This window comes from Bacillus sp. AFS040349 (genome assembly GCF_002577655.1).
GTDB lineage: Bacteria > Bacillota > Bacilli > Bacillales > Bacillaceae > Metabacillus.
The window spans coordinates 1-201 of record NZ_NUMC01000202.1 but is presented as its reverse complement, the minus strand read 5'-3'; the positions used below and the strand labels follow the sequence as shown (position 1 = coordinate 201).

Annotated in this window: 1 tRNA gene; it reads left to right on the top strand. The window is 42.8% G+C overall.

The annotated features are described in order from the left end of the window. Positions 1-78: 78 nt before the first annotated feature. Positions 79-155 (top strand) — tRNA-Ile (locus COD11_RS26140). The last annotated feature ends 46 nt before the right edge of the window (positions 156-201 follow it).

Below are 201 nucleotides of genomic sequence, written 5' to 3'. Positions count from 1 at the left end.
TCCTTTCTAAGGAAAATGAGACACGCTTGGTATTTTGTTTAGTTTTGAGAGAACTTTGTTTTCTTTCTATATGGAGATGGGCCTATAGCTCAGCTGGTTAGAGTGCACGCCTGATAAGCGTGAGGTCGATGGTTCGAGTCCATTTAGGCCCACCATCTCAAAAAACATAATAAAAAATGGGGCCTTAGCTCAGCTGGGAGA